Annotated in this window: 24 protein-coding genes; 13 read left to right on the forward strand and 11 right to left on the reverse strand. The window is 41.7% G+C overall.

Annotation, left to right across the window (positions count from 1 at the left end; genetic code table 11):
- Positions 1-56: 56 nt before the first annotated feature.
- The 4 genes from I595_RS07210 to I595_RS07225 all read right to left on the reverse strand — a co-directional run bounded on the left by I595_RS07210 (position 57) and on the right by I595_RS07225 (position 3,465).
- Complete coding sequence (locus tag I595_RS07210; RefSeq protein WP_054558764.1) at positions 57-1,481, reverse strand: Gfo/Idh/MocA family protein; 1,425 nt, start codon at positions 1,479-1,481, stop codon at positions 57-59.
- A gap of 96 nt (positions 1,482-1,577) precedes the next feature.
- Positions 1,578-2,243 (reverse strand): HD domain-containing protein, encoded by a 666-nt coding sequence (locus I595_RS07215; protein WP_054558765.1) that lies wholly within the window; start codon positions 2,241-2,243, stop codon positions 1,578-1,580.
- The gene (locus tag I595_RS07220) at positions 2,243-2,974 is read right to left on the reverse strand and encodes a lysophospholipid acyltransferase family protein (RefSeq protein ID WP_054558766.1); all 732 of its coding nucleotides are present in this window, start codon (positions 2,972-2,974) and stop codon (positions 2,243-2,245) included. The genes I595_RS07215 and I595_RS07220 overlap by 1 nt, the downstream gene beginning before the upstream one ends.
- An 80-nt stretch (positions 2,975-3,054) precedes the next feature.
- Positions 3,055-3,465, reverse strand: coding sequence for a BrxA/BrxB family bacilliredoxin (locus tag I595_RS07225; protein ID WP_054558767.1), 411 nt, complete (start codon positions 3,463-3,465; stop codon positions 3,055-3,057).
- Positions 3,466-3,586: 121 nt separating this feature from the next.
- On the opposite strand from I595_RS07225, the gene I595_RS07230 reads away from it, so the two are divergent.
- The 4 genes from I595_RS07230 to I595_RS07245 all read left to right on the forward strand — a co-directional run bounded on the left by I595_RS07230 (position 3,587) and on the right by I595_RS07245 (position 7,493).
- Positions 3,587-4,327, forward strand: coding sequence for a TerB family tellurite resistance protein (locus tag I595_RS07230; RefSeq protein ID WP_054558768.1), 741 nt, complete (start codon positions 3,587-3,589; stop codon positions 4,325-4,327).
- A 414-nt stretch (positions 4,328-4,741) separates the two neighbouring features.
- Positions 4,742-5,326 carry a HupE/UreJ family protein gene (locus tag I595_RS07235; RefSeq protein WP_054558769.1) on the forward strand — a complete coding sequence of 195 codons (585 nt, stop codon included), beginning with the start codon at positions 4,742-4,744 and terminating at the stop codon, positions 5,324-5,326.
- Between the two features lie 79 nt (positions 5,327-5,405).
- Positions 5,406-5,843: a deoxycytidylate deaminase gene (locus I595_RS07240; RefSeq protein WP_054558770.1), complete on the forward strand. Its 438-nt coding sequence runs from the start codon at positions 5,406-5,408 to the stop codon at positions 5,841-5,843.
- Positions 5,844-5,861: 18 nt separating this feature from the next.
- Positions 5,862-7,493, forward strand: coding sequence for a S41 family peptidase (locus I595_RS07245; RefSeq protein ID WP_054558771.1), 1,632 nt, complete (start codon positions 5,862-5,864; stop codon positions 7,491-7,493).
- 3 nt (positions 7,494-7,496) lie between these two features.
- Here the strand turns inward: I595_RS07245 and I595_RS07250 are convergent, their stop codons facing one another.
- Both I595_RS07250 and I595_RS07255 read right to left on the reverse strand, forming a co-directional pair.
- On the reverse strand, positions 7,497-7,694 hold the full coding sequence (locus tag I595_RS07250; RefSeq protein WP_054558772.1) for a hypothetical protein: 198 nt from the start codon (positions 7,692-7,694) through the stop codon (positions 7,497-7,499).
- A 17-nt stretch (positions 7,695-7,711) separates the two neighbouring features.
- Positions 7,712-8,284: a MarC family protein gene (locus tag I595_RS07255; protein ID WP_054558773.1), complete on the reverse strand. Its 573-nt coding sequence runs from the start codon at positions 8,282-8,284 to the stop codon at positions 7,712-7,714.
- Between the two features lie 94 nt (positions 8,285-8,378).
- Between I595_RS07255 and I595_RS07260 the strand changes: the two genes are divergently transcribed.
- Complete coding sequence (locus I595_RS07260) at positions 8,379-8,954, forward strand: DUF3109 family protein (protein WP_054558774.1); 576 nt, start codon at positions 8,379-8,381, stop codon at positions 8,952-8,954.
- Here the strand turns inward: I595_RS07260 and I595_RS07265 are convergent.
- Both I595_RS07265 and I595_RS07270 read right to left on the reverse strand, forming a co-directional pair.
- Positions 8,944-10,830, reverse strand: coding sequence for a tetratricopeptide repeat-containing sensor histidine kinase (locus I595_RS07265; RefSeq protein ID WP_245628248.1), 1,887 nt, complete (start codon positions 10,828-10,830; stop codon positions 8,944-8,946). The two genes, I595_RS07260 and I595_RS07265, sit on opposite strands and share 11 nt — an antisense overlap.
- Positions 10,831-10,914: 84 nt before the next feature.
- Positions 10,915-11,649 (reverse strand): LytR/AlgR family response regulator transcription factor, encoded by a 735-nt coding sequence (locus I595_RS07270; RefSeq protein WP_054558776.1) that lies wholly within the window; start codon positions 11,647-11,649, stop codon positions 10,915-10,917.
- Between the two features lie 771 nt (positions 11,650-12,420).
- Between I595_RS07270 and I595_RS07275 the strand changes: the two genes are divergently transcribed.
- Positions 12,421-13,407 (forward strand): ribonucleotide-diphosphate reductase subunit beta, encoded by a 987-nt coding sequence (locus tag I595_RS07275; protein WP_054558777.1) that lies wholly within the window; start codon positions 12,421-12,423, stop codon positions 13,405-13,407.
- A gap of 103 nt (positions 13,408-13,510) precedes the next feature.
- Positions 13,511-15,982, forward strand: a complete 2,472-nt coding sequence (locus tag I595_RS07280; protein WP_054558778.1) for a ribonucleoside-diphosphate reductase subunit alpha — start codon at positions 13,511-13,513, stop codon at positions 15,980-15,982.
- A 79-nt stretch (positions 15,983-16,061) separates the two neighbouring features.
- Here I595_RS07280 and I595_RS07285 read toward each other — a convergent pair whose 3' ends face one another.
- On the reverse strand, positions 16,062-16,715 hold the full coding sequence (locus tag I595_RS07285) for a gluconate 2-dehydrogenase subunit 3 family protein (RefSeq protein ID WP_054558779.1): 654 nt from the start codon (positions 16,713-16,715) through the stop codon (positions 16,062-16,064).
- Complete coding sequence (locus tag I595_RS07290; protein WP_054558780.1) at positions 16,715-18,433, reverse strand: GMC oxidoreductase; 1,719 nt, start codon at positions 18,431-18,433, stop codon at positions 16,715-16,717. The genes I595_RS07285 and I595_RS07290 overlap by 1 nt, the downstream gene beginning before the upstream one ends.
- Positions 18,434-18,578: 145 nt before the next feature.
- Between I595_RS07290 and I595_RS07295 the strand changes: the two genes are divergently transcribed.
- From I595_RS07295 to I595_RS07315, 5 genes are read left to right on the forward strand one after another with little or no spacing between them, the layout of a single operon-like run.
- Positions 18,579-19,580, forward strand: a complete 1,002-nt coding sequence (locus I595_RS07295) for a sugar phosphate isomerase/epimerase family protein (RefSeq protein ID WP_054558781.1) — start codon at positions 18,579-18,581, stop codon at positions 19,578-19,580.
- A gap of 13 nt (positions 19,581-19,593) precedes the next feature.
- Positions 19,594-20,037 carry a DinB family protein gene (locus tag I595_RS07300; protein WP_054558782.1) on the forward strand — a complete coding sequence of 148 codons (444 nt, stop codon included), beginning with the start codon at positions 19,594-19,596 and terminating at the stop codon, positions 20,035-20,037.
- Between the two features lie 7 nt (positions 20,038-20,044).
- On the forward strand, positions 20,045-21,271 hold the full coding sequence (locus tag I595_RS07305) for a nucleoside permease (RefSeq protein WP_054558783.1): 1,227 nt from the start codon (positions 20,045-20,047) through the stop codon (positions 21,269-21,271).
- A 28-nt stretch (positions 21,272-21,299) separates the two neighbouring features.
- Positions 21,300-22,535, forward strand: a complete 1,236-nt coding sequence (locus I595_RS07310; protein WP_054558784.1) for an MFS transporter — start codon at positions 21,300-21,302, stop codon at positions 22,533-22,535.
- A gap of 27 nt (positions 22,536-22,562) precedes the next feature.
- Positions 22,563-23,699, forward strand: coding sequence for a Gfo/Idh/MocA family protein (locus tag I595_RS07315; protein WP_054558785.1), 1,137 nt, complete (start codon positions 22,563-22,565; stop codon positions 23,697-23,699).
- 219 nt (positions 23,700-23,918) lie between these two features.
- On the opposite strand, the gene I595_RS07320 is transcribed toward I595_RS07315, so the two are convergent.
- Positions 23,919-24,359 (reverse strand): hypothetical protein, encoded by a 441-nt coding sequence (locus I595_RS07320; RefSeq protein WP_157449678.1) that lies wholly within the window; start codon positions 24,357-24,359, stop codon positions 23,919-23,921.
- Between the two features lie 314 nt (positions 24,360-24,673).
- Between I595_RS07320 and I595_RS07325 the strand changes: the two genes are divergently transcribed.
- Complete coding sequence (locus I595_RS07325; protein WP_054558787.1) at positions 24,674-24,859, forward strand: hypothetical protein; 186 nt, start codon at positions 24,674-24,676, stop codon at positions 24,857-24,859.
- Positions 24,860-24,864: the final 5 nt, after the last annotated feature.

Raw genomic sequence — 24,864 nt, forward strand, 5'->3', positions numbered from 1 at the left:
GACGCTTCGTGGGTGGTTTGGAATAGCCCAGCAGTTGGGTAGCCCTTTAGGATATTTTAGGTAATTTCCCAACCAGGCCTATACTCCCTGCTTACCCACTCGTTGGCTTTCTCATAATTGGTGATTTTCATGCGCTCCCCGTCCCATAGCAGTTTTCTGCGTCCGGGATACTGGTAGGGGTCCCAATCACCTACTTTTTTTCCTTCTTTCAGGATTTTGTACTGATATGCCTTTACTGCTAAATTCCCCATTAAAACCGTTTCTGTCAATGGTCCCGCTTTTGCAAAATCCGAAGATGTAGCGGCCCCGTTTAGGCATCCATCCACAAAATTTGCTATATGGCCACTTGTTCCACCGGGAATCCTTGGGTATTTGGCTGCAGGGGTTTTGTAGAGGTCCATCATCTCTGAAGGAAGAAGCCTGGCGTTCATTGAATAGGTATCCGTAATCAAGGTACCCTTATCGCCATACATAATGGTTCCACCACCAGCATTGCCAATGGTTTCGTTGTCTTTAAGTTCATCTGGTAAATCTGGTTTTAGGCCACCATCATACCAATTGAGTTGAATGTCACCGTGGTGATCATGTTTAAATTTTAAATGAATTTTAGAGGACGGTGGGCAAGAGGGGCTATAGTCTGCCTCTATAAAATCACCTACCCATACGGTGGTGCAACTGGCTTCTGCCTCGGTAGGATAGCCCAAGTCCAAGACACTAAATGGCGTTTCCATAATATGGCAGCCCATATCGCCAAGGGCTCCTGTACCAAAATCCCACCAGCCGCGCCATTTAAATGGTAAATAGGCCGCATTGTAATTCCGCATTTCTGCCGGGCCTAGCCAAAGGTCCCAATCCAATCCTTTGGGAATCCGTTGCCTTTCTGTAGGCACTGGAACGCCCTGCGGCCAAACGGGTCTGTTTGTCCAACAATCAATGGTATGTATTTTTCCTATGATTCCGGACTCTACCCATTCCCGGGCAATACGGCTATCATCACTGGAAGCCCCTTGGTTCCCCATTTGCGTTACAATGCCATTTTCAGCGGCCACCTTGGTCATTAATCTAGCTTCCTTGATATTATGGGTGAGCGGTTTTTCTACATAAGCATGCTTTTTTTCCCGCATAAACGGCAAAGCTATGCTAGCGTGGGTGTGGTCTGGGGTGGCTACCATGACGGCATCAATGTCTTTAAGGTGGTTGTCGTACACCTTACGGAAATCTTTGTATTTTTTAGCATTGCGGAAAGTAGCATAGGTGTCCTTTGCCTGTCTATCATCAACATCGCACATGGCTACAAACTTTACCTTCCCCGTTTCGTTTAAGCCATTGATCACGCCTCTGCCTCGACCACCAACACCAAAAGCCCCAACATAAAGGGTATCACTTGGCGGGACATGGCCCTTTCCTAAAACAAAACTGGGTACAATGGTGAATGCAGCTGAGGTTGCAGCAGCATTTTTTATAAACGTTCTTCTTTCCATGGATGTTGTATCTGATTTAATGCATGGAAGATACTAAAAATTAGATTTTTATTTCAGGGATGCAATCTTAGAATAGGAAAAACTATCATTGTTGACCTAGGATAAGTTTCCACCGTTCCATTCCTTATAAAATTGCGTTAAGAATTGCAGCATGAACTGGTGGCGTTGTTCCGCAATTTTCTTTCCTGTCCTGGTATTCATTTTGTCTTTTAAGAGCAATAGTTTTTCATAAAAGTGGTTAATGGTAGGCGCCTTGGATTTTTTATAAGCTTCCTTTCCCATACTAAGGTTTGGTGCAATTTCCGGGTTGTAGAGCGCTCGGTTTTTAAAGCCCCCGTAGTGGAATGCCCTAGCTATACCAATGGCACCAATGGCGTCCAAACGGTCTGCATCCTGCACAACATCCAATTCCTTGGAATGAAATTTTTGGCCACCTTTTTCCAAGGAGTTTTTATAACTGATATGTGTTATGATGTTCACTACATGGTTCACAACATCAGGGGCTACCTCATGTTCACCTAGAAAGTCTTTCGCTATTTTGGGTCCAATGGTCTCATCCCCATCATGGAATTTTGCGTCTGCTATATCATGCAAAAGTGCGGCAAGGCTAACCACCAAAACATTTACTTGTTCTTCTTTTGCAATTAAAAGGGTGGTATTAAAGACACGTTGTATATGAAACCAGTCGTGTCCTGCCTCAGCATCCTTGAGTCTGGATTTGACAAAATGTGTGGTTTGTTCAATTAGATCTACTGTATGCATTAGGCTACAATGTCTTTGATGATGATTTGCTCAATTTGTGTGATAAGCCCATCCACATCCGGAGTGATCTCTAGGGGTTGATGTACCTTAAATTTCACATAGGCTCCTAAGCCCATCGGGAATTGCCCATACCGAAGCAGTTTCCATGAATTGTTTATGGTAATGGGAACAATAAGTGCGGAAGGAGCCTTGCGCATCAGCATTTTTAGCCCCATAGGTTTAAAAGGTTTGGGATGGCCGTTTCGGCTTCGGGTGCCTTCTGGAAAAATGACCGCGGCCCTTTTGTGTTTTTCAATGTAGGTGCCCAGCTTTCCAATTTCGGTTATAGCTTGGCGCCCATCCTTTCTATCTATAAGGGCAGAACCGCCATGCCTTAGGTTAAAAGATACACTGGGGATGCCTTTGCCCAATTCTTTTTTTGCCACAAATTTTGGGTGGTACTTTCGCATATACCAGATAATAGGCGGAATGTCATACATGCTTTGGTGATTGGTAACTATGATCAAGGGCCTGTTTTCTGGGATATCGTGGATATTTTCAAATTGATACCGTGTTCCCAGGATATTGGTGCAACGCATTAAAAACCAATTAAGGACGCTTACGGTGCGTTTCTGTGGTTGGTACCCAAAAAGGTTGAGTGCTAGCCACTGTATAGGATGAAAAATGACCAAGGTAGCCCCAAAGGCCAAGAAGAACAACAAGGTGATGGGGTAGGAAAGGATTTTTACCATGCCGCAAAAATAAAAAACCATCCGCTATGGGCAGATGGTCTTGATATAGAATTCCTTTTTTTGATAAGGTTGGGCGTGACCTAACAATGCTCATTATACGCTTCTACCAAATTTTCGGCGATCATTTCAGCAGGCCTTCCCTCAATGTGGTGTCTTTCTATCATGTGCACCAACTCACCATTCTTAAAGAGTGCCATACTTGGTGATGACGGTGGAAAAGGGACCATAGCGGCTCTTGCCGCATTTACGGCTTCTGTATCCACCCCGGCAAAAACGGTGGTGATGTGATCCGGTTTCTTGTCGTTCTGCAAGCTTAATTTTGCAGCGGGACGTGCATTGGCAGCGGCACAGCCACAAACGGAATTCACTACGATCAAAGTGGTGCCTTCTTGTTTTAAGGCATTTTCAACGGCCTCACTGGTATATAATTCTTGGAACCCGGCAGAGGCCAAGTCGTTTCTCATGGGTTTTACTAATTCTTCAGGATACATAGTCTTATTTTTATCGAAGGTAAAGATAGTGCATTTGTACATTTTTCCGGGACTGTTAACAAAGCCTTATTATTCTGCTTTGGCTGCAATCGCCTATCTTTACAGCTTTAATTTTTGGAGCATGATCAAGTGGTTTGCCGCCATACTGGGATATACTTTTTTACGGTTGCCAGGAGCCATTTTAGGTTTTTTGTTGGGTAGTTTTATTGATAATTTCAATACAACGGGGCGTAGCGGCCCCAGAAGCGTTTTTCGCGAATTTACCCAACAGCAGGTTTCACCGGCAGATTTTGAGATCAATCTGCTGTCCCTTTGCTCTATAATTATTAAAGCGGATGGGCAGGTAAGTCAGGGGGAACTGGATTATGTGCGTCAATATTTTTTGAGTACGTATGGCAAAGAAAAGGCCAATGCCATTTTTAGGACGTTTAATGAGGTCATCAAAAAAAGGGAAGTATCTGCCCAACGGATTTGCCAATATTTAAACCAGCGTACCCGGTATGAAGTACGGTTGCAACTCCTACATTTTTTGTTTGGCATAGCCCAAGCAGATGGGCAGATCAGTAGTGCGGAAATTAACAAGTTAAAGGAATTGGCGGGCTATCTGCGCATTGGAAACGTGGATTATGACAGTATCATGGCGATGTTTGTAAAATCTGCGGATAACGCCTATAAAATTCTGGAAATTGAACCGACGGCATCCAATGATGATGTAAAAAAGGCTTACCGTACCATGGCTAAAAAGTACCATCCGGATAAGGTGGTCACAGAGGATCAAGCCATAAAAAAAGGGGCAGAAGAGAAATTTAAAGAAGTTCAGAAAGCTTATGAGTTGATACAGAAAGAACGGGGAATGAGTTAATTTTAGAACCTAAGGGTCAATAAGGCGTGTAAGAATAAAGCGCGAATAAGGCAGTAGGCAAAATACCAAAGTAGCTTCCATATGAAAGGGATAAATTTGCATTAGTTAAAAAAATGAATAGGCAATTGATGCTGTCACCAAGATATGTAGGGAAATGAATGAATTAAATTGCGCACCAAACATCCAGGATTTGTGAGCGTTGGCTGTTAATTCCCAAAGCTGCATTATCCAAAGCCTTCAGTAAATAAAATGGTTCAAGAAGCATGCAAGGACATAGTCAAGTTGATTGATTTTTCCTTTCTCAAAGAATAATGGATGATTTCTGTAGACGGGATAAACTAAAAAGTGATCACGATGGCGCGGTTTGGACGGCAGTAATGAAAATTATAAACCATCAACTTAAAAACGAATCAAATGCAAGACTTTTGGTTATACACAACATTAGGATTGGAGCATGTGCTGGATTTTGGTGCCTATGACCATATCCTATTTTTAGCGGCTCTGGCCGTGCCTTTTACCTTTAAGCGATGGAAACAAGTGGTAGTGTTGGCTACCATTTTTACTATTGCCCACTGCACTTCCTTGGCATTTTCCGTGTACGGGATAGTTTCGGTAGATGTAGGATTGATTGAGTTTTTAATACCCGTGACCATTGCATTTACGGCCTTATTTAATTTTTCAAAGGTCATTAAAAAAGAACATAACACCGGAATTTACTTCCAAGCCTTGGCCACGGCATTTTTTGGATTGATACATGGCTTTGGTTTTTCCAACTATTTTAATATGCTCATGGCAGAGGAAGAGCATAAAGTTACGCCGCTCTTGGGTTTTGCCTCCGGGATAGAAATTTCCCAAGTTGCCGTCATTTTGTTCGCATTGTTGGTGGCCTATGTGCTACAATCCATGGTTGGTATGAAACAGCGCATTTTTATTATGGCCATGTCCGCACTTATCTTTTTTATCACAATACCCATGCTCATAGAGACGTTTCCCTTTTAAGAGAATCGTTAAAATTACCCGAATAGGGTTGTGCGTCGTTTTCAAAGCAGGTATATTTAAATGATTTCCCAGAGCATTCATGAAAGAAAGCAAACAAGAAAAATACGATAAGGCCTATTTGCGCATGGCAAGGGAATGGGGCAGGTTGTCTTATTGTAAGCGCAAACAGGTGGGTGCAATCATTGTAAAAGACCGTATGATCATATCTGATGGATACAACGGAACCCCAACAGGTTTTGAAAACTTTTGTGAGGATGATGAGGGCTATACCAAATGGTATGTTTTACATGCGGAGGCCAATGCCATTTTAAAGGTTGCCGCTTCTACACAGTCCTGTGAAGGTGCTACCTTGTACATCACCTTATCGCCATGCAGGGAATGTAGCAAGCTTGTGCACCAGGCCGGAATAAAACGAGTGGTATATCAACATGCTTACAAAGATGGTTCCGGGTTGCAGTTTTTAAAACGCGCTGGTGTGGCAACGCACCATTTACCTATTTTAGAAGAAATGGTTTAATACATCCTTTAACCCCAAATGAAAAACAAGTACAGTTATATCTTACCTACCATCCTTGCATTGGCATTGGCACTTGGCATCTTTATAGGGGGTAAACTTCATTTTAACGATACCCCAGAACGGCTATTTTCCACCAATAGCAAAAAAGACAAGCTCAATAGGTTAATAGATTATATTGATTACGAATATGTGGATGATATTGACACTGACAGCATAGTGGACATTACCGTAAACAATATTTTAGGTAAGTTAGATCCCCATTCCGTATATATTCCCAAAAGTGAAATGGACGCTGTATCAGAAAATATGAAAGGCGATTTTGTAGGTATTGGGATTCGGTTCAATATGTTTAAAGATACCCTTACCGTGGTGCGCACCATAAGGAACGGGCCATGTGCCAAACGGGGTATTTTGGCCGGGGATAAGATCTTAATGGCGGATAAGGATACCATTTTTGGAAAAAGAATACCCAACAGCGAGATTGTGGATAGGCTTAAAGGGCAGTTGGGCAGCACGGTAAAGTTGCATGTATACCGTAAAAGTGAGGATAGAAGTTTTAATGTTTTGGTAAAGCGGGATGTGGTGCCCATTAAGAGCGTAGAGGCACAATTTATGCTGGATAAAGAAATGGGGTACATTAAAATAAACCGTTTTGCGGAATCTACCTTTAAAGAATTTAAAAAAGCCTTGACCAATCTACAAAAACAGGGTGCTACAAAATTGGTTTTGGATTTACGGGACAACCCTGGAGGGTATCTTGGGGTTGCCGAGAAAATGGCGGACGAGTTTCTAAAAGATGGCAAACTCATTCTTTTTACGAAAAATAAGAAGGGTAAGATCAGTAAAGCCTTTGCCACGAGCAGAGGCACCTTTGAGGACAAGCCCGTGTACGTTTTGATCAATGAACGCTCTGCATCTGCCAGTGAAATCATTGCCGGCGCGCTGCAGGACAATGATATTGGTACCATAGTGGGCAGAAGGTCTTTTGGTAAAGGTTTGGTGCAACGGGAAATGGATTTGGGAGATGGTTCTGCCGTAAGGCTAACGGTGTCTAGGTACTACACCCCAACAGGCCGATCCATTCAAAAATCCTATGAAAAAGGCCATAAGGATTATTACCAAAAATACATGGATCGCTACAACAGCGGGGAGTTGGTCTCCGTGGATAGCATTAAAGTGGCCGATTCCTTAAAATTCACCACCCCAAAAGGTAAAATAGTCTATGGAGGTGGCGGAATTATACCGGACGTTTTTGTGCCCATTGGTTCTTTGGATGAAGAACGCATCAAGAGTTTGGATGCCACCGGGTACTTTTCGGATTTTGTGTTTAAATTTTTAGAGAAGGATAGGACACGGTTTAAGTCCTATCCCCAGAAGGAGTTTATGGAGGAATATCGGGTAGATGATATTATTTTTGAGCGCTTCATTGACTATCTGCTCAATGCCAAACCACCTATAAAATTCGATTATTACGGAAACGAAAGCAGGATAAAATCTTACTTAAAAGCAAATCTAGCAGAGCAGCTGTATTCTCCAAATGCTGCTTTAAAAGTTAAGGCCTCGCAGGATAAAATGCTCAAAAAAGTCTTGGAGATTGATAAAAACGTTCTTGACCTCATGGGTGCAGATGCTGCACTTTTACCCAATTAAGGATTAGTTGATTTTATCGGCTATCCTTTTGGAAGTATGGTAAATCAACAATAGCACCACGGCGCAAAGGGATGCCAAAATCCCGATACAGGCAATTAAACTGTCCCCTTCAAGGATGGCCTCAACGTTTAAAAGGGTAACGTTATATCCCGCCAGTGCCAATGCAACTACAATTAAAATTAGGGTAAATGTCTTGTTCATAACGTTAAATTAAGACCTTAGAATAATTCATTGATATTGGAAGCAAACAACTTCACCGATATTGCCAATAAAATTACGCCAAAAACCTTTCTTATCACACTTAAACCGTTCTTGCTGAGGAGTTTTTCTATTTTTTTGGAGGATTTTAACACCAAATACACAAATAGGCTGTTTACAAGAATGGCAACGATGATATTTTCCACATGATATTCTGCACGTAGGGCAAGAATAGTGGTGAGCGTTCCCGCACCGGCGATAAGTGGAAAAGCAATGGGTACCACTGATGCCGTCTCTGGCTCTTCATCCCTGTAGAGCGTAATGCCCAAAATCATTTCTATGGCCAAGAAAAAGATTACAAAGGCACCGGCCACGGCAAAGGAATGTACATCAATGCCAATAAGGCTTAAGATTCTTTCGCCCACGAACAAAAAGGCAATCATAAGAAGGATGGCTACCAATGAAGCTTTTTCGGACTGGATATGTCCTACCTTTTTTCTTAGCGAGATAATGATTGGTATGCTGCCCAAAATATCGATAACTGCAAAAAGCACCATGCTGGCCGTTGCTATTTCCTTTACACTAAAGTTCATTTTCTGTTTGGTTTAAAAATCTTGCAAATCTACGTGGAATCTTTTGTGTTGGATGACGTAGGAGTTGATTAAATTTGCGTTAAGACAATAGCCGATGTTTCAGATAGACAAAACACTTATTTCCGAGGATATAATTGAGCACAACTTTGTTTGCAATTTAAGTGCCTGCAAGGGGGCTTGCTGTGTGGAAGGGGAATCTGGAGCACCTTTGGAAGAAGAGGAGACGGAAATCTTGGCCAACATTTATCCCAAGCTAAAACCCTTTTTACGCGAAGAAGGTATTGGGGCCATTGAAGCCCAAGGAACATTTGTTAAAGGCTGGGATGGGGAATGGGAAACTCCATTGGTACAAGGTAAGGAATGTGCCTATGTCACTTTTACGGATAATGGAATCGCTAAATGTGGTATAGAAGAAGCGTATAATGAGGGTATTGTGGATTTTAAGAAGCCGGTTTCCTGCCATTTATATCCCGTACGCACCCGTGCATACACGGAATTTACGGCAGTGAATTACCATAAATGGGAAATCTGTGATCCGGCATGTAGTTTGGGAGCGGAACTACAGGTGCCCATTTACAAGTTTGTCAAGGAGGCATTGGTCAGAAAATTTGGAGTGGCCTGGTATGAGGAATTGGAGCAAGTTGCCCAAGATTATCCTACTAAACCATAGGGATTTCTAACAGGATTTTGGTCCCTTTGGCCTCCGAGTTGTTTTGAAATAAATCAATGATTTCTACATTAAAATCATATTGATAGTCTTTTGCGAAATTGGCCAGGCGTTCTTTGGTAATGTCAATACCAACGGATTTTCTTTTTAAGACCCTGTTTTCCTTTAGCTGTTCTGAGACCTTTCTTCCCACCCCGTTATCCACAATACTGATTTGAAGATGGCTGTCGTCCTTTTTTGACACATGGACCTTAAGGTGCTTTTCTCCTTCTTTTGCGGAAAGACCGTGCCAAATGGCATTCTCCAAAAAGGGTTGTAATACCAATGAGGGAATCTTTATGCGTTCTGTTTCCACATTATCCTCTACTTGTATGGTATAATTGATTTCATTGGAAAACCGGATATTCTCAATGTTTAGATAAAGTTCTACCGTTTCCAGTTCCTCGGATAAAGCGGTTTCCTTTAAGCTAGAACCCTCCAGAATGCGCCTTACCAGTTTAGAAAATTTATTGAGGTAATGGACTGCATTTTTCTGGTCATTGTTAATGATGTATAACTTTATGGAATTAAGGGAATTGAATAAAAAGTGTGGGTTCATTTGGCTCCTTAACATATGCTGCTCTAAACCTAATAGCCTTTTTTCATTATTGGATTGGTACTGCCTGTACATAATGAACATTATGGTTGCAAAAAGACCAACCACTAGACCAATGACCAAAATGGTGGTCTGGTTTTTTCTTAGCCGTAGCTTTACCAGTTCGTTCTCTTGGGCCAGGTCAGAAATTTGATTGTTCTTCTTCTCGCTTTCGTATCGTAGTATCAAATCGTTAATATATTGGAGGTTGCGTTCATTCTGGATATTTTTTTCGAACGCGTTGGCTTCCTTAAAATAGGCTAGGGCCACTTTATGGTTTCCCCTTTTGTCTTCCAGCTCAGAAAGCCGCTGGTTGGCATACATGACCAAACTTGGAATATTGCGATCCTCTGCCGCTTTTTTTCCCTCTATCATGAGGTTTCTGGCAATGCCATACTTTTTAAGTTCCATGTTGGCCCAGCCAGAATTGATGAGAATGGAGGAAAGAATGGCCTGATCTCCCAAATTTCTTGCGGGTTCCAATAATTGGTCCAACAATTGTAGTGCGGCCGTTGGCATTTGTTTTTTTAAATACACCTGGGCAATACTGTTCTTACAAATAATGCGGCCATAATCATTGTCAATATCCTCGTTAAGGGCCAAAGATGTTCTGTAAAATTCCAGTGCTTTTTCCAGCTCACCTTTTTTCTCGTAGCATTCACCTATATTTTGATTATTAATGGCGAGGCCAAGTTTATTGTTGAGTTGGGTTTCCAGTTCCAGGGCACGTTTAAATTGGGTAATGGCAAGATCATACTGGCCAAGGGTTAAATAAAGATTGCCAATTCCGTTTAAAGAAATATTAATGTGCCTAAGAATATGATGTGACGGATTTTCAACGGCCTCTGCAAGCTCTAAGGCCTGTTGACTGTAATCTAGCGCAGTTTTAATAGCATCTTTTCTCCTATAAACTACGCCAAGCATGTTTAGGCTCAGTACCTTTAGCTCTATATTCTTTGCAGCGTCTGCAAGCTGTAGCGCTTTGTTATGGAGGGCTATGGAATTTTTAAATTCTGAAAGGTTGCGGTATACCGTACCCAACTGGTTATAGGCATAACTTTGTCCTTCTAGGTAATTTATGGTCTTTGCCCGGGAAATTAATTGCTTAAGAATGATGCTGTCCCTTCTAAAACTTCTAAAAGCACCATCCAACTCTTGATAGGTTAGGGGTTTTGCGGTTATGATTTCTGAGATGATGGCGTCCGCTTTTTTTTGCTGGCCTTTAGCGTTTAGGGAAAATAACAATAAAAGGGCACAGATAATACATTGTAGCGGGGGCCTTTGCCAAAAAGGGGCTGTTAGATTCAATGGATACACCTGGCAGATTGCTTATAAACGCTCTAAAAAATCTGATTTCTTTTGGCGCGAAACCGGAATTTTATGTTTGGATTCCAAGACTACATAGCCATCTGTCTTTAGGAACTCTTTTATTTTACCCAAGTTCACAACATAAGAGTTGTGGATTCTAAAAAAGCTTTCTGAAGGCAGTATTTCATTCACTTCCTTAAGTTTTTTGGTCAGTACTATTTTTTGTCCATCTTGTAGATAAATGGTGGTATAATTTCCATCGGATTCAGCATACAGAATTTCGTTGCTTTCTAAGAACAATAATTTCCCATCTGTGCTTAAGGTTATTTTTTTTTGGACGGAACTTGCATTAAAATTAATCAGGATTTCTTCTAACCGTTCAGCAGTTAGGTTCTTGGCATTATACTTTTTAATTTTTTCAACGGTTTCCGCAAGGTCATCCGTGTCAATGGGTTTTAGCAGATAATCAATAGCTTGGTTTTTAAGGGCCTTTAGTGCGTATTGATTGTAAGCCGTTGTAATCACCACGGGAAAATTTTTGTTTCTCAAGTTTTGGATAAATTGAAAACCATCCATTTTTGGCATTTCAATATCCAAGAAAAGGCAATCTGGGGTGTTCTTGTCCAAATAGTCCAAAGCCTCGTGCGCATCGGTAAAGCTCGCAGTAATCTTAACCTCATCACTAAGATTGCTCAGTTCCCAACTAAGACTTTCCAGCGCTTTGGATTCATCATCAACGATTACGGCATTTATCATAGCTATTTATTTCATTGTAGAAGCATTATCGCCTTTGTGTTGGTAAAAAGGTTTATCCCATACCCCTTAAATTATAAATCTACGATTTATTTGGTTTAGTGCTTGTAAACTTGTGTCGTTGGTGAAGTATAAATTATAGATGGAAAATATTGGACAAATATGGTCAGTTAAGAAAAGTCTTACATCATAATCATAGACAGGCCAAAAGACCACAAACTGCCTAATTCCATTGACACATCATTTCCTGCAAGGTATACATACTTTTATCCTTAAACCTTCATGGTAAGGTATTTTTGATTGCGTAAATGTACTATGATAAGGAAAGCTGGACTTTCTAGAAAAATCAGGGTACGAGATAAAATTACCATCGTACGGCCAACCAACACGTTAATCCGTGATAACAAGTCTGGTTTTTTTTTGGGGAATTTTTGATTTAGGTTTCGGGGGAACTACCTAAACAAAAGCTTAACCAATACGAACCAAGGCCGTACGTTTTTTAACTATGTTAATTAGACCAAAAGGTATTTGTATTTGATACTTTTTGGTCTTTTTTATTTGTGCTTTTTTGTTGATAATCAGCTGATAACAGCCTATATGGCCTAAGCCTAATAAACATCGCTGGCTAACCTACATTTCAACAGTTCGTGTTAAAAACTTTGGACAGTATTCTCTTAAACAGTCTTTAGTTTATTAGGGCATTTTACAATCTTTGTTACTCCCTGCCGTAAGGTATTTTCAAGAAATCAATTACTAATTAAAAAAAAGAACACTATGTCCGCTGCTGTTGAGCCTATTTTGCAAGAAAATGAAGACCGATTTGTTATTTTTCCCATACAACACCATGATTTATGGGAATGGTACAAAAAATGTGAGGCATGCTTCTGGACGGCAGAAGAAATAGACCTTCACCAAGACCCCATAGACTGGAACAACAAATTAACGGAGGATGAGCGTTTCTTTATTAAACACATCCTAGCCTTCTTTGCAGCATCTGACGGTATCGTAAATGAGAATCTGGCGGAGAACTTTGTTAGTGAGGTGCAGTATTCAGAGGCTAAGTTCTTTTATGGGTTTCAAATTATGATGGAAAACATTCACTCAGAAACCTATTCTTTGTTGATTGATACCTATGTAAAGGACGAGAAGGAGAAAAACACCCTGTTCAAGGCCATTGAAAATTTTCCTGCCATCAAGAAAAAGGCGGACTGGGCACTTAAATGGATAGAGTCGCCAAGTTTTGCGGAACGCTTAATTGCCTTCGCCGCGGTTGAAGGGATATTCTTTTCCGGTGCTTTCTGTTCTATTTTTTGGTTAAAGAAAAGAGGGTTAATGCCAGGGTTAACCTTTTCCAATGAGCTAATCTCCAGGGATGAGGGTATGCATTGTGATTATGCCGTACACCTTCATAACAAACACTTGGTCAACAAAGTTCCCAAAGAACGTATCACCGAAATCTTGGTGGATGCGTTAAATATAGAAAGGGAATTTATCACAGAATCGTTACCAGTAAGTTTAATTGGGATGAATGCCAAGTTGATGACACAATACCTTGAATTTGTGACAGACCGTTTGTTGGTGGAGCTGGAGTGTGACAAGGTCTATAATGCTTCCAATCCGTTTGACTTTATGGACATGATCTCCTTACAGGGAAAAACCAACTTCTTTGAAAAACGCGTTTCTGAATATCAAAAAGCAGGGGTGTTAAACAAGGAAAAGGATGGCGAGGCACAAAAAATTAGCTTTGATGCTGATTTCTAATTTGTGGTAAGCCTTAGCTGCCCCATCCAAAAAAAAATAGGGTAATCCATGTGATGGCCAAGGAAACATGGAAACCCGCAGAACAGCGTAAATCTAGAAAATAATGTATGTAGTAAAAAGAAACGGAAGAAAAGAGCCGATGATGTTCGATAAAATCACGGCAAGGGTCAGAAAGTTATGTTATGGCCTCAATGGTTTGGTAGACCCAGTAAAAGTGGCCATGCGGGTCATAGAAGGGCTGTATGATGGTGTTACCACCTCAGAGTTGGATAACCTAGCTGCCGAAATAGCCGCTACCATGACCACCACACATCCAGACTATGCCAAATTAGCCGCCAGGATTTCCGTTTCCAATCTCCATAAGAATACAAAAAAATCCTTCTCTGAAACCATGAAGGATTTGTATGAATATGTTAATCCAAGGACAGGTAAAAAAGCACCCCTCCTTTCTGATGAGGTGTATAAGGTCATTTTAGATAATGCGGATAAGTTAGACTCCACCATTATTTATAACCGTGATTTTGGGTATGATTATTTTGGTTTTAAAACCTTGGAGCGTTCTTACCTCCTAAAAATAAACGGTAAAATTGCAGAGCGCCCTCAGCATATGTTAATGCGTGTCTCCGTAGGTATCCATCTGAATGATTTGGAATCCGTAATGGAGACCTATGAGCTCATGTCCAAGAAATACTTTACCCACGCAACCCCAACCCTGTTTAATTCTGGCACGCCAAAACCACAGATGTCCTCTTGTTTTTTGTTGGCCATGAAGGAGGACAGTATTGATGGAATTTATGACACCTTAAAACAGACCGCCAAAATCAGTCAGTCTGCCGGTGGCATAGGGTTGTCTATCCATAACATTAGGGCAACAGGTTCTTATATTGCCGGTACCAACGGCACCTCCAATGGCGTTGTGCCCATGTTACGGGTATTTAATGATACGGCGCGTTACGTAGATCAAGGCGGTGGAAAGCGTAAAGGTAGTTTTGCCATCTACGTAGAGCCATGGCATGCGGATATTTATGACTTTTTGGATTTAAAAAAGAACCATGGAAAGGAAGAGATGCGTGCGCGCGATCTGTTTTATGCCATGTGGATTCCAGATTTGTTTATGGAAAGGGTACAGGCAGATGGCGATTGGACCTTAATGTGCCCCAATGAATGCCCCAACCTTTTCTCTACCCATGGGGAAGAGTTTGAATCGCTGTATTTAGGCTACGAGTCGCAAGGGAAAGGTAGAAAAACCGTAAAAGCCAGGGATTTGTGGGAGAAAATCTTGGAGTCCCAAATTGAGACGGGCACGCCCTACATGCTCTATAAAGATTCCGCCAATAGAAAAAGCAATCAAAAAAACTTGGGCACCATCCGTTCATCCAACCTATGTACAGAGATTTTGGAGTATACATCCCCAGATGAGGTGGCGGTATGTAACCTGGCATCCATTGCCTTGCCCATGTTTGTGAAAAACGGAAAGTTTGATCACAAAGAACTCTTTAAAGTCACTAAACGTGTGACCAAAAATCTTAATAGGGTTATTGATAGGAATTACTACCCAGTGAAAGAGGCGGAGAATTCCAATCTACGGCACAGGCCTATAGGACTTGGGGTACAAGGTTTGGCAGATGCTTTTATTATGCTTCGCTTGCCTTTTACGAGTGATACGGCCAAACAACTCAACCAAGATATTTTTGAAACCTTATACTACGCCGCATTAACGGCGTCTATGGAGGAGGCCATGGCAGAAGGCACCTATTCTTCCTATGAAGGCTCCCCCATTTCAAAAGGGGAATTTCAGCATAATCTTTGGGGCATCAAAGATGAGGAACTGTCTGGAAGATGGGATTGGGCAAAGTTAAGAAAGCAGGTGGCCAAAAATGGGGTAAGGAACTCCCTTCTAGTGGCGCCCATGCCAACAGCATCAACCTCCCAAATATTGGGCAACAATGAATGCTTTGAGCCTTATACCTCCAATATTTATACAAGACGGGTATTGTCCGGTGAGTTTATTGTTGTGAACAAGCATTTGTTGGAAGACTTGGTAAAGCTGGGCCTATGGAATGAAAATTTGAAACAGGAGCTTATGCGAGCCAACGGATCCATACAGCATATAGATGGTATTCCGGAGGATATTAAAGAGCTTTATAAAACGGTTTGGGAGCTCAGTATGAAAGATATTATAGATATGAGCAGGCAACGTGGCTATTTTATCGATCAGAGCCAATCCTTGAATCTGTTCATGGAAAATGCAAATTATGCCAAGTTAACGTCCATGCACTTCTATGCTTGGAAAAGTGGATTAAAGACCGGAATGTACTATTTAAGAACCAAGGCTGCGGTAGACGCCATTAAGTTTACTTTGGACAATACCAAGAAAAAAGAAGTTCCGGTAGCAGTTGGGACGGATGCTCCGGTAGCCACTACGGTAGCGGCGGAAGGCATGGAGGTGAAGCCTACCCCTGTAAACCAACAAGATTTGGATATTAAGCCGTTGACACCGGCCGAGATGAAAGAAATGATTGCACGTGCCAAGGAAGGCCAAGCAGACGATGATTGTCTGATGTGCGGATCATAGTGTGATAGTGTTTATTTTAAAAAAAGCCCCAAATTATCCTTTATAATTTGGGGCTTTCTTATTGGGGCATCGGTGGGTACTATAGCGACCAAGCCTTGCCTCCGGTAAGCTCTTCTACATCCCCACAGGCAATATATTCGCCGGGTACGGGCAAGTATGCCAGAACTTCCTCTCCAATATATTCAGATGATTTGTATCCCCAAGTAGCTAGCCCGCGAATACTATCGGCAAAGGCAAAACACGCTACTTCCTCATCCAAAGTGGAGGCCTCACCTTTTATTTTAGCTTCCATAAATTGGCCAATGGTCTTTTGATGGGCTTTTTCTTCTTCGTCCGACCGTTTTTTTAGGTATTTGGCCAGCAGTGGTTCAAAATCTACCCCCTCAACATCCAAGAGGGAGTCCTTTTCAGAAGAGGCTAAAACCTTATCAAAAAAAGTATCCATTGCCATTTTCATAAACTCTTGTTGTTCAGCCGGCAACACTTCTTTTGCAAAAGTGTCAATAAAGACATGAACGTTTACGTCCGTTGCGGATGGCGTGTCCGTTCTAGGCAGAATAACGTCAATCATTTGCGCTAGTGCATACCCTTGGTCCTTTGGCAAAAAATTAGGTGTCCAATCCGCATAAGGCATTTTTTCCTTGCAGCTTTGGGCTAGGCTAATTAGGGTTGGGGTCGCAACGGCATAGCCAAAAGCCATACCAATATTTTTAAGTGCAGATCTTCTTTCCATTAGATATTTCCTTTTTTAAGTTCTTCAACAGCATGGTTTGCCGCTCTTGCCGTAAAGGCCATATAAGTGAGAGATGGGTTAACGCAGGCTGCAGAGGTCATAAATGAGCCGTCCGTTACATAGACATTCTTACAGGCGTGCACCTGGTTATACGCATTAAGAACCGATGTTTTTGGGTCCTTGCCCATTCTAGCAGTTCCCATTTCATGTATTCCCAGCCCAAGGGCGTAGGTATCATCATAGGTTTCAATATCCCTAGCACCAGATTTTTCTAACATGGCTGCTGCCTGTTCTTGCATGTCTACACGCATCTTTAATTCATTTTCCCTGATTTCTGCATCAAAGGTTACCGTAGGCAAGCCCCATTGGTCCAATTTTTCATAGTCCAAGGTCATTTTATTGTCGTGGTAAGGCAGTATTTCACCAAAACCGAGCATGTTCATATTCCATCCACCTGGACTTAGAATAGCATCTTTATAGCTTTTGCCAAAGGATGCCTCGGCAACCATATCCTCATAATCACCTCTTCCTGCACCGCCTTGATATCCATAACCTCTGGTGAACTCTTTCATGTTGGTGTTGCCACCAACATTTCTAAACCGTGGGATATAAATACCATTAGGTTTCCTGCCCTTATAGTATTTGTTATCAAAACCATCTATTTTTCCCCGCGCGCCAGCCTTAAAATGGTGATCCATAATGTTATGCCCCAGCTCTCCTGAGTCATTCCCCAATCCGTTTTCAAAACGGTCAGACTTGGATTGCATCAGTATGGAGGTGGAAGCTATTGCAGAAGCACATAGGAAAATCACCTTCGCCTTAAATTCAAACGTCTCCTTGGTTACCCTATCTATCACCTTTACGCCTGTAGCTTTTTTGGTGTCAGGGTCATACATGATTTCGTGGACAATGGAATCTGGCCTTAAGGTCATGTTCCCCGTTCTTTCCGCAGCGGGCAAGGTAGAGGAAACACTGCTGAAGTAAGCTCCAAAAGGACATCCCCTAATACATCGGTTACGGTACATACACTTGGATCTACCATCTCCTTCAAATTTTTTGTCCCCGGTAATGTGTGCAACACGTCCAGCAGTAATTACCCTGCCATCAAAATGCTCGGCAACCTTATTTTTTACGTGTTCTTCAACACAGTTTAAGGGCATCATGGGGGTAAACTGTCCATCGGGCAATTGTGGGAGTCCCAAAAGTTCTCCAGAAATGCCAATATAGGATTCTACCTTGTCATACCATGGGGCAATATCCTTATAGCGAACCGGCCAGTCAATGGCAACCCCTTCATTTTTGTTGGCGGTAAAATCAAGATCGCTCAAACGGTAACTGTGGCGTCCCCACATGATGGATCGCCCACCCACGTGGTAGCCCCGCATCCAATCAAAACGTTTGGTCTCATTATAGGGGTGTTCCAAATCGTTCACAAACCAATGTTTTGAGGCTGCTTTGTTGGTGTATCCGGTCCTGTTTTGTTTCTCTTGCTTGGCAATGTCCTCTTGCGTAGGTTCCCCACCATTGGGAAAATCCCAAGGGTCTAGATTTGCCGTAGGATAGTCCTCTCGGTGTTTCACCATGCGCCCTCGCTCCAGTACCAGTGTCTTTAAACCATTTTCACAAAGCTCTTTTGCGGCCCATCCGCCGCTAATACCAGTACCAACAACAATTGCGTCATAGGATTCCTGTTCCTCGTTGTAATAGAATTTGCTCATGTAGTCCTAACATTGTTTAGTTCTTAAAAGTATTAAATATTAAATTAATTTTCTACATTTATTCCCTAACTATATTGAGAAATCAGTACTATAACGTTATAGTTTTAACTAAGGCACTCAAGGACAAAAGCTAACCAATTATCTTATGAACCGCAGAAAATTCGTAACACATACGGCAAAAGCAGGTGCCGCATTATCAGTAATGGGCACCTTTGCCTGTAAAGAGGACAAGAAACAGAAGGAACCGAAAGATGAAGCAGCAACCTTGGATGCCCCAGTTGACCCCTTCTTTAAACTGTCATTGGCCCAGTGGTCCATTAATAAAATGATTCGTTTTGAGGAGGTAGACCCCTATACCTTTGCACAAAAGGCCAAGTCTTGGGGTTTTGAGGGTTTGGAGTATGTGAGCCAACTCTACAACAAAGAACTAGAAGCTGCTGGCTATTCCGATCAGGCCATGAAAAGCTTTGTGGATAAGTGTAATGCAGCCGCCAAAAAGTATGGACTTAGCAATGTGCTAATCATGGTAGATGGTCAAGGAGATTTGGCAGCAGAAGACACAGACCAACGTAGAGTGGCAGTGGAAACCCATTACAAGTGGGTGGATGCCGCCGCCGCAATGGGTTGCCATGCCATCCGGGTAAACTTAAACGGGGTGCAAGAGCCCCAGCCGTGGAAAACTGCTTCCGTGGATGGCCTTACACAGCTGGCTACCTATGCAGCAGGGAAGAATATCAATATCATCGTGGAGAACCACGGAGGACTTTCGTCCAACGCCGCTCTTTTGTCAGAGGTTATGGCAACAGTGAACATGCCCAATTGTGGCACCCTTCCTGATTTTGGTAATTTTTGCATCAAAAGGGAATCTGGGGATTACTATGAGTCCAAGTGTTTGGAAGAATATGATAAGTATACGGGGGTCAAAGAATTGATGCCCTATGCCAAAGCGGTAAGTGCAAAATCCTACGATTTTGATACTGCAGGGAACGAGACCAAGATTGACTATACCAAAATGCTGGAAATTGTCAAAAATGCTGGGTATACCGGATATATTGGTGTGGAATACGAGGGTGAGGGGCTTTCAGAGGAAGCAGGTATTCTAGCCACAAAAGAATTGTTACTAAACACTGCCAAAAAACTTGGCTAAGGAATAACAACGGATGAAGACCTTTTTTAATCAATTATTTGATTACAATTTTTACTGCAACAAGAAGCTAATTGAACAGGTTTGTACCTTTGACAAGGTGCCAGAAAACACTAAAAGATTGTTCAGCCACTTGTTGAACGCCCACCATATTTGGAACCACAGATTAACAGGCGAGCCCAAAGCCTTTGATGTGTGGCAGCTACATGAGGTAAAAGACTGGGGAGACATCCATTATGAGAACCAACGAACCACTTTTGAGGTCATTAGCAATACTGAGGACTTTCACGTGCGCATTGATTATGAAACCACTGAAGGGCGCTTGTTTGCCAATGATCTTAGGGATGTACTTTTTCATATCATTAACCATTCTACGCACCATAGGGCTCAAATTTTGATGGATTTTAGGACCCATGGTGTTGCCCCAGAACCTCTAGACTATATTCTATACAAAAGATAGTTGGGCCATGACCTTGCAGACCAAGACAAAACTGTGCCTGATGATGTTTCTCGAGTTCTTTATTTGGGGAGGATGGTTTGTTACGCTGGGCACTTTTTTGGGTGATAACCTTGGTGCTTCAGGGAGTGAAATTGCCCAGGCATTTTCTACCCAGTCCTGGGGCGCCATCATTGCACCCTTTATCATTGGCCTTATTGCGGATCGGTATTTTAATGCCGAACGGATTTTGGGGATTTTGCATCTTTCTGGAGCCGTTTTAATGTACCTCATGTATACGTCAGAAAGTTTTGGCGCTTTTTATCCGTATGTGCTACTGTACATGATTTTATATATGCCAACCTTGGCGTTGGTAAATTCAATTTCTTTTAATCAAATGAAAGACCCGGCAAAAGAGTTTTCAGTAGTTCGGGTATTTGGTACCATAGGGTGGATTTTTGCGGGCTTGATCATTAGTTATGTGTTCTTTTGGGATTCTCCAGAAGCACGGGCGGAAGGAATGCTAAAGAATACCTTTTTAATGGTTGGCATTGCCTCTGCCGTATTGGGCGGTTTTAGTTTTTTCTTGCCAAAGACACCTCCCAAGGTTACCAAAGAAGAGGTGACGATTTCGGGAATCTTAGGATTGGATGCCCTAAAACTTTTAAAGGATAAGAATTTTCTAGTTTTCTTTTTATCGTCCATTTTAATCTGTATCCCTTTGGCTTTTTATTATCAGAACGCCAATCCTTTTCTGTCTGAGATTGGAGTTGCAAATCCAACAGGGAAGATGACCATAGGCCAAATTTCCGAAGTTTTGTTCCTTCTGTTACTGCCCTATTTTTTTAAGCGGTACGGATTTAAAAAGACCATTTTGGCAGGCATGCTGGCTTGGACCATTAGATATGTGCTATTTGCTTATGGCAATGCGGATGAACTCACGTTTATGCTATTGTTGGGTATTGGCCTGCATGGAATTTGTTATGATTTCTTTTTTGTTTCTGGCCAAATCTACACGGATACCAAGGCGGGAGAAAAATATAAGAGTGCTGCACAAGGATTGATTACCTTAGCGACGTATGGTGTAGGGATGTTGATGGGTTTTTGGATTGCCGGTAAAATTACCGATACCTATGTCCTGGAGGCAAACATGCATCATTGGGACAGAATATGGTTGTACCCTGCGGGATTTGCTATATTGGTATTTGCCGTTTTTGCACTCACCTTTAAAAATGAAAAAGTAGCGTATAAGCAGTAAGCAACGTAACCAATCAAAAACAATAAAAATGGAAAGTACTATTAATAAGAATAAACTCTTTTTTGCCGCCTGTATTTCTTTAGTGGTCACCTCAATGACCTTTGCAATTAGGGCAGGAATTTTAACGCAGTTGGGGGTAGATTTTGAAATCAACAATACCCAATTGGGCTACATCAACAGTATGGCATTTTTAGGGTTTCCCTTAGCCATGCTCATTGGAGGGTTGTTGTATAACGCCTTGGGTCCAAAGAAGTTGTTGATTACGGCTTTTATTTGCCATTTATTAGGTTTGATTTTAACCATATATGCCGGAGGATTCTGGACTTTGATCATTTCTACCTTCTTTATTGGTTTTGCCAACGGTTCTGTGGAGGCAGCTTGTAACCCAATGATTGCAGATATGTACACCAACAATAGAACGGCAATGCTCAATAAATTCCATGTTTGGTTTCCTGGTGGGCTGGTCATTGGGTCTTTGGTGTCAAAATTTATGACCGATGCGGGGCTGGGCTGGCAATTACAGATAGCCACCATGCTGATACCTACACTGATTTATGGTTTTTTGGTCTTTACCCAAAAATTTCCAGAAAGCGAAAATATAGAGTCCAATACCACTTCAAATATTAAGGCGTTGGGTAATCCTTTGTTCATTTTTATGTTGGTTTGCATGACCTTGACCGCAACCTCTGAATTTATACCCCAACAGTGGGTGGAGACCATATTGGGAAAATCAGGGGCTAGTCCTATGTTGGTTTTGGCCTTGGTAACCGGCATCATGGCATTGGGCAGGTTCTTTGCGGGTCCAATAGTCCATCGTTTAAATCCAATAGGTGTATTGTTTATGTCTGCAATTGTAACGGCCAGTGCCATTTATTTTATGAGCATTTCAGAAGGAGGAATGATTTATGTAGCAGCTGCATTGTTTGCCTTGGGTGTTTGTTACTTTTGGCCTACCATGATTGGTTTTACTTCGGAGTATACTGCAAAAACAGGTGCACTGGGCATGTCTTTAATGGGCGGTGCGGGAATGTTTGCCACTTCTATTTGGAACCCCATCATAGGCTCACGTTTAGACGCAGAAAAAGCCAATGCCATCAGTTCTGGCCTTGTAGGCGAAATGGCCGATATTGAAGCAGGACGTGCCGTTTTGGGTTTTATGGTATATTTTCCGTTGGCTTTAGTGGTGCTTTTTGGGATTTTATTTATACTTCGTAAAAGAATTGAAAAAAGTAGGATAAGCCATACGGCAACAGAAACAGCGTAACATATATTCAACATCAAAATTAGTGTAATGCCAAAAAAAATTAGATTAGGAATTTTAGGGGGAGGAGGAGATTCACTCATCGGGATTTTACACCGGGTGGCTTCCCAAATTAATGATAATTACGAAATTGTTGGTGCGGTCTTTAGTCCGGTATACCAGGAAAGTTTGGATTTTGCCAAGGAAATTGATATCCCCACCAACAGGATTTATAAAGATTTTGATGCGCTCATTGAGGAGGAACTAAAACTGCCAGAAGAAGAGCGCATTCAGGTTTGTTCCGTACAAACACCAAATTTTCTACATTATCCTATGGCTAAAAAGTTGCTGGACAATGGTTTTCACGTTATCTGTGAAAAGCCAATGACCATGAACTATGAAGAGGCCAAAGCATTGGAAGCTTCACACCAAAAATCTGGAAAAGTATTTGCCTTAACACACACGTATACTGGTTACCCCATGGTACGCCAAATGCGTGAAATGATTAAAAACGGCGAATTGGGTAAAATCCATAAGGTGGATGCCCGCTATTATCAAGGCTGGATAAACCCTATTATCCACGACAAAGAAAAACGTTCCTCGGTTTGGCGATTGGACCCCACCAAGGCCGGTATCAGTTCCTGTATGGGGGATATTGGAGTGCATGCCTTTAATATGGTAGAGTTTACCACAGGGCTTCGGGTAAAATCACTATTATGTGACTTTAATTATCTTTACGAGGATAACCAAATGGATGTTGATGGTACGGTATTGATACGTATGGATGACCACGTAAAAGGCGTAATACGTTCCAGTCAAGTGGCCACTGGCGAGGAAAATGGCCTTGCCATCGCCATTTATGGTGAAAAAGGTGCCTTTAGATGGGAGCAAGAACGCCCTAATTTTTTGTATAAAATGAGCGATACCCAACCTACACAAATCTATAAGCCCGGGCACGCCTATAATTCTGAACTATCGTTGGATGGAACTAAGCTTCCTCCTGGACACCCGGAGGGAATTTTTGATTCCATGGCCAATATTTACCTGGGTGCCGCACGGGCCATCAGGGGAGAACATTATAATGATGGGGAATTCCCTACCATGCAAGATGGGGTTCGTGGAATGAACTTTATTGAAAGCACTGTGGCATCGCACAAGCAAGGGAATATTTGGATAGATTTGGATTAACAAATAAGTGTCCCCGTCAGCATTGGGGATTCATGGCCTTTTAAAGTCTATATTTAGATGGTTGCTTATAACCATTGCCGCTGTGGCGTTAGGACACTTTGGGGTTGCCATCAAAGAATTGTAGTTTCCAGAATGCTGGTGCGGTAAAGATTTTTAGGACATCTTTTAAACATCAGCAAAACATCCAAACGGTATTGGATATATCTTGGTGGACGGCTATCAATTGTCGGCCATAAGGTTATCATCCCAGGTAAGCGCCCTTGGCAGGGGTTGTATCCGTTGCTTTACGTTTAGGTACGCTTGCCATTGGTACGATTCCAAAACATCTGCCATTTCAGAAGTTTCACGCACATATAAGCGCTTGTATAAATGGTATTTTTCTCTTGGCGATAATTTTGGGTCTCCTGCCACCGCTCTTTTTTTTACTAGAAATCTGGCTACCGTAGATTTAAATTGTAAGCGCTGATTGGCACCCATGACCAAATAAGGTTGGTATTCACCTGTTATTTTTTCCGCTTCCGAACGAATGTTCCTATCTATTTGCAAGGCATAAAAGGTCTGGGATTGCAATGAAGAAGACAACAGGATTATACATAGAAAAATTGTGGAGCGCGCTAGAGTAGTTAGTATGTTTTTCTTAGAATTACCATCGGTCATCATAGCGTTGTATTTTAAGTTGATTCCTAATGTGGAAGAAAAGAGTAAACATTATATCTATTTTCCTTGAATACAGGGCGACGGGTTTTAAACCATATCTTTCTATATGGCTCCATAATATTTGATTTTTCAAGAAGGATGCCAAATGGAATTTTGTCATATATCTGTTAAATAAATTTTAAGGGATTTAGAGGTTGTTTGTCAATTTGACATTCAACAGGAACCCAATCTACGCAAGCCCAAGGGAGTTAAGGAATTGGAACGGTGTTTGCCTTACCCTTTTTAAACAATGGTTAACTTTTTAATTTTTTTGGATTATGAAGAACGGCCCGATCAAAGTAAAACTCATCGAAAAAAAAGGAAACTCCTATTTGATTCAATTTCCCAACTTAAAAATTCCCGTCACCGTAAACGATAATTTATACCAAAAAATGCTCCACAGCACCATGTATGAATTTGGGCACGACAACATTCATTTTAGCACCCAATCAAATTCAGCCTAAGGTTT

Origin of the sequence: Croceitalea dokdonensis DOKDO 023, assembly GCF_001306415.1 — a bacterium.
Lineage (GTDB): Bacteria > Bacteroidota > Bacteroidia > Flavobacteriales > Flavobacteriaceae > Croceitalea > Croceitalea dokdonensis.